Source organism: Sphingomonas sp. URJC2 (assembly GCF_059803575.1).
Map to the genome: position 1 here is coordinate 1 of NZ_JAPFGX010000071.1, position 4181 is coordinate 4181.

At 71.3% G+C, this 4181-nt stretch carries 8 protein-coding genes; 5 read left to right on the forward strand and 3 right to left on the reverse strand.

Translation table 11 applies throughout. The features are described from left to right. Nucleotides 1-305: 305 nt before the first annotated feature. The 5 genes from OPU66_RS14700 to OPU66_RS14720 all read left to right on the forward strand — a co-directional run bounded on the left by OPU66_RS14700 (nucleotide 306) and on the right by OPU66_RS14720 (nucleotide 2577). Nucleotides 306-527: a hypothetical protein gene (locus OPU66_RS14700; protein ID WP_498554397.1), complete on the forward strand. Its 222-nt coding sequence runs from the start codon at nucleotides 306-308 to the stop codon at nucleotides 525-527. A gap of 31 nt (nucleotides 528-558) precedes the next feature. Further along, on the forward strand, nucleotides 559-870 hold the full coding sequence (locus OPU66_RS14705; protein ID WP_498554398.1) for a phosphoribosyl-ATP diphosphatase: 312 nt from the start codon (nucleotides 559-561) through the stop codon (nucleotides 868-870). 76 nt (nucleotides 871-946) lie between these two features. Then, entirely contained in the window at nucleotides 947-1144 is a 198-nt protein-coding gene (locus OPU66_RS14710; RefSeq protein WP_498554399.1) for a hypothetical protein, read from the forward strand. 83 nt (nucleotides 1145-1227) lie between these two features. Further along, on the forward strand, nucleotides 1228-1905 hold the full coding sequence (gene gmk / locus OPU66_RS14715; RefSeq protein WP_498554400.1) for a guanylate kinase: 678 nt from the start codon (nucleotides 1228-1230) through the stop codon (nucleotides 1903-1905). 108 nt (nucleotides 1906-2013) lie between these two features. Then, nucleotides 2014-2577: a hypothetical protein gene (locus tag OPU66_RS14720; protein WP_498554401.1), complete on the forward strand. Its 564-nt coding sequence runs from the start codon at nucleotides 2014-2016 to the stop codon at nucleotides 2575-2577. On the opposite strand, the gene OPU66_RS14725 is transcribed toward OPU66_RS14720, so the two are convergent. From OPU66_RS14725 to OPU66_RS14735, 3 genes are read right to left on the reverse strand one after another with little or no spacing between them, the layout of a single operon-like run. Next, nucleotides 2563-3246, reverse strand: coding sequence for an ATP12 family chaperone protein (locus OPU66_RS14725; protein WP_498554403.1), 684 nt, complete (start codon nucleotides 3244-3246; stop codon nucleotides 2563-2565). The two genes, OPU66_RS14720 and OPU66_RS14725, sit on opposite strands and share 15 nt — an antisense overlap. Continuing rightward, nucleotides 3243-3452: a hypothetical protein gene (locus OPU66_RS14730; RefSeq protein WP_498554404.1), complete on the reverse strand. Its 210-nt coding sequence runs from the start codon at nucleotides 3450-3452 to the stop codon at nucleotides 3243-3245. The genes OPU66_RS14725 and OPU66_RS14730 overlap by 4 nt, the downstream gene beginning before the upstream one ends. Then, entirely contained in the window at nucleotides 3449-4108 is a 660-nt protein-coding gene (locus OPU66_RS14735; protein ID WP_498554405.1) for an HAD-IA family hydrolase, read from the reverse strand. The genes OPU66_RS14730 and OPU66_RS14735 overlap by 4 nt, the downstream gene beginning before the upstream one ends. Nucleotides 4109-4181: the final 73 nt, after the last annotated feature.

The following is a 4181-nucleotide window of genomic DNA, read 5'->3' on the forward strand; positions in this document are numbered from 1 at the left end:
ACCCCCACCCGGCCTCCCAACGGCAGGATACACTGTGGGAGGCCGGGTGGGGGTGCGGGCCGGTGCCGTTCTTCCCAATCACAAACACCCGGTGCCGTTCTTCGCAGTTACAAACTTCCGGTGCCGTTCTTCCCAAACAAACACCCGTGCCGCGACGACGGCAACACCCCGCTTGTCGCTGTCGGCCAGGCTGACACCCCGGCCGAGCCTTTCGACGGCGCTAACCTCGGCATCGCGCCGGAGGCCGGGCTTAACCGATTCTGGCAGGGTTCTTGCGTAACCTTGGGCCAGAGGAGGTTGTGATCATGTCTGGTCTGCGACTGATGGGGAATATGGCGATGGCCGGCGTCATTCTTCTGGCCGGGCCGTCGGCCTATGGCGAACTGGCGCGGATGTTTCCGGCGCTGCGGCGGCTGTCGGTGCCGGAGATGCCCGATCTGGGTGCGCCGCACTGGGTGATGCTGGGCATGGCGGCGATCGGGCTGCTGCTGCTCGTCAGGGGCGGCGGATCCCAGCACCGCGCTTGACCGGGGCGGGCGGGCGCGCGACAGGCGGGTCATGGACCTGACCGCGCTTCAAGCCCTTGTCCGCGCCCGGCGCGATGCCGATCCCGACCAGTCCTATGTCGCGCGGCTGCGCGCGCGCGGCGTCCGGCGAATCGCCCAGAAGGTCGGCGAGGAGGCGGTCGAAACCGCGATTGCGGCGGCAAGCGGCGACCGCGACGGGCTGGTCGGCGAGGTCGCCGACCTGATCTTCCACCTTGCCGTGCTGCTCGACGCGCACGACCTGTCGTTCGATCAGGTGATGGACGAGCTGGCGCGGCGCGAGGGCGTATCGGGCCTCGCCGAAAAAGCCGCCCGCCGTTCATGATCGCGAAAGCGGCATTCGCGCGTTATGCAGGTGGCGTGCCGCACGTCGCAGGTGCGCGCGGCAGAAGGAGCAGAGCATGATCGGCAAGGTGATCGGGGCATTGGTGGGCCGGGAAATCGACCGGCGCGACGGCAAGGGCGGCCTCAAGGGCGCGGTGATCGGCGCGGTCGCGGTCGGCGCGCTGCGCCGCATGGGCCCGCTCGGCCTGGTGCTCGGCGGCGCCTATGTCGCCAAAAAGGCGCTCGACCGGCGGCGCGGCACGCCCAAGGCCTGACCGGCTGCGGGCTGCACCGAAGCGGGACGATCGCGCGCGGGCGAGCATTGACGGCGGCGCATGGCCGCGCCACTAGCAGGGCCGTGTTCCGCCCCGCCCCATCCCCCACGCCCCGCGCCGACGATCCGCACAAATTCAAGCGGCGCGGCCTGTTGCTGATCCTGTCGTCGCCAAGCGGCGCGGGCAAATCGACGATCTCGCGCAAGCTGCTCGCCGCCGACCGCAATCTGGAAATGTCGGTGTCGGTGACGACCCGGCCGATCCGCCCCGGCGAAGTCGACGGGCGCGATTATCATTTCGTCGATCTGGCGCGCTTCAAGGACATGGTGGCCGCCGGCGAGTTCCTGGAATGGGCGCATGTGTTCGGCCAGCGTTACGGCACGCCGCGCGCGCCGGTCGAGGCGATGCTCGCCCAGGGCCGCGACGTGCTGTTCGACATTGACTGGCAGGGCGCGCAGCAGCTGTATCAGCTGGCCGGCGCAGACGTCGTGCGCGTGTTCATCCTGCCGCCGTCGATGGACGAGCTGGAGCGCCGGCTGCGCGGGCGCGGCACCGACAGCGACGAGGTGATCGACGCGCGGATGAGCCGCGCCGCCGCCGAAATCGGCCATTGGGACGGCTATGACTATGTGCTCGTCAACGACGATGCCGAGGCCTGTTTCCAGAAGGTGCAGACGATCCTCGACGCCGAACGGCTGAAGCGCAGCCGCCAGGGCGGGCTGATCGGCTTTGTCCGCAACCTGACCCGCGCCAAGGATTGACGCCCCGCGCCTGCGGGCGCAGCCTTCACCGCCGGAACACCGGCTCCGGCAACCGGATCGGCACGCGGCGCGTTCGCCTTCGGTCCGGGGACGGTTGCGGGAAGGGCGATGATGATCAGGATTCTGACGGGCGGGCTGCTGGGCGGGCTGGTGCTGTTTGTGGTCGGCGGGCTGTTCTGGGGCACGCCGCTGACCGCGCTTGCCTTTTCGCGCGCCGACGAAAGCCGGATGGCCGAGCTGCACGCGCTGATGGCGACAACGCTCGGGCCGGGCGGCACCGGCACCTATCTGGTCCCCGATCCGGCGACGCCGCAGGGGACGAGCCTGTATGGCCAGGGTCCGGTCGCGACCGTGATCTTCAACAGCGGCGGCTTTCCGGTGATGGATTCGGCATCGCTGACCGCCGGGCTGGTGCTGGCGCTCGGCACCGGGCTGCTGCTCGCGCTGGCGCTCGCCGCGCTGCCGGTCAGGGGCTTTGCCGCGCTGTGGCGCACCGCGCTGGTGCTGGCGGCGGCGGTGTGCGCGTGGATCCATCTCGGCCTGCCGGTGTTCATGCACGGGGCCTGGGGCTATGCCATCTATGCGCTGGTCGCCGATCTGGCGGGGTTTGCCGGTGCCGGCGCGGTCATCGCCTGGCAGCTCAGCCGCCCCGGCCGGTCAGCCGCCCAGTAACGCAAGGAAGCGCACCGCCGCGTCCCATTCGGCCCGGCGCGCGGCGCGCGCGGCCAGTGCAAGATCGTCCGCGCCCCATTGCTCTTCCTGCCACAGCTCGTCGAGCATCACCGCATCCCACAGCGCGTCGGGTGCGGCCGCCTGCTCGACCAGCGCCAGCGCGGCGATCAGCGATCCGCCAATGGTCACGACCGGGGACAGGCCGGCAAGGGTGAACGGATCGAGCGCCGCCACCGCCGCGCCCAGCCGGGCCAGTGTCGCCTCTGGCTGGGGGCGGTGGATCACCCCTTCGACGCGGATGACGGTGACGTCATGGCGGCGTTCCGCCCAACCGATCAGCGGATCCCACAGCGCCTGCTGGCGCGCGACCAGCGCGGCGGGATGCGCGGCGCGATAGGCGAGCAGATCGCTTTCGCCATAGCGCGCCAGCCCGGCGGCAAAGCCGGCCGGGTCGGGGGTGACGATGTCGATCGCGGCATTGGCCAGCCCGGTCAGCGGCATCGCGCGCGGATCGACCGTTTCGCCCACCGCCTGCCATTCCGCGGCCAGCGCCGCCGCCAGCGCGGGCGACGGCACGGCAAGCGGCGAACGGCCGGGGGTGCGCACCGGCCGGCCGTCGAGCCGCACCTCGCCCCCCACCGCCTCGGCGGTCGTCCAGAACCGCTTCACTGCCGGCTCCGCCACCGCCGGGCGAGCAGCCGAGGCAGCAATGCAAAACCGAACGCTCCGGCCAGCACGAGCAGGATGCCACCCGCGCGCGGGACGCCGGCAAAGCGGCCCGAGGCGGCGACCAGCCCGAGCATCAGCAGCACCGCGCCGCCAAGCCGGGTCAGCGACAGCAGGAAAAAGCGCGTCCGCGCCGGATCGTCGGTCATGTCATCTGCTCCAGCCAGCCGGGCAGATCGGCGGCGGCCACCGCCACCGCCCGCGCGCCCGCCGCGCGCAGTTCGGCGGCATCATGATAGCCCCAATCGACCCCCAGCGCATGCGCACCGCCGGTCACCGCCATCGCCATGTCGAACACCGTGTCGCCGATCATCACCGTGGTCGCGGGGCCGGACCCGGCCTCGGCCATCGCGGCATTGAGCATCGACGGATCGGGCTTGGACGGGTGGCGGTCGGCGGTCTGCAGGGTGATGAAATGGCCGGTCAGGCCATGGCGTTCCAGACACAGTTTCAGCCCGCGATCCGACTTGCCGGTGGCGACGCCGAGCAGCCAGCCCGCCTGCACCAGCCGCTCCAGCGCCTCGGCAATGCCGTCGAACAGCGGCTCTTCGACCAGCCCGGCCCCGCGATGGCGCTGGAAAGCCTGTTTGTAGCTGTCGGTCAGCGCGCGGTGCAGATCATGGCCGCCATCGGGCACCAGCGCGCGCATCGCCTCCATCAGGCTCAGCCCGACGATGCGGCGCACGCGGTGACGGTCGGGCGGCACCAGCCCCCGTTCGGCAAAGCAATCGTCCATGGCGCGGCAGATCGCCGCCTGGCTGTCGACCAGCGTGCCGTCGCAATCGAACAAAGCGAGCCGGTTCACCGCCGGTCAGCCCCGCCCGCGCCCGCGCCTTTCGCCGCGCCGTGCCCGGCGGCGGTCGCGCGCTGCGGCGGTC

Excerpts from the sequence above, each read along its gene's own strand:
- OPU66_RS14700 (WP_498554397.1), top strand. The coding sequence starts at position 306 with ATGTCTGGTCTGCGACTGATGGGGAATATGGCGATGGCCGGCGTCATT.
- OPU66_RS14705 (WP_498554398.1), top strand. The coding sequence starts at position 559 with ATGGACCTGACCGCGCTTCAAGCCCTTGTCCGCGCCCGGCGCGATGCC.
- OPU66_RS14710 (WP_498554399.1), top strand. The coding sequence starts at position 947 with ATGATCGGCAAGGTGATCGGGGCATTGGTGGGCCGGGAAATCGACCGG.
- OPU66_RS14720 (WP_498554401.1), top strand. The coding sequence starts at position 2,014 with ATGATGATCAGGATTCTGACGGGCGGGCTGCTGGGCGGGCTGGTGCTG.
- OPU66_RS14730 (WP_498554404.1), bottom strand. The coding sequence starts at position 3,452 with ATGACCGACGATCCGGCGCGGACGCGCTTTTTCCTGCTGTCGCTGACC.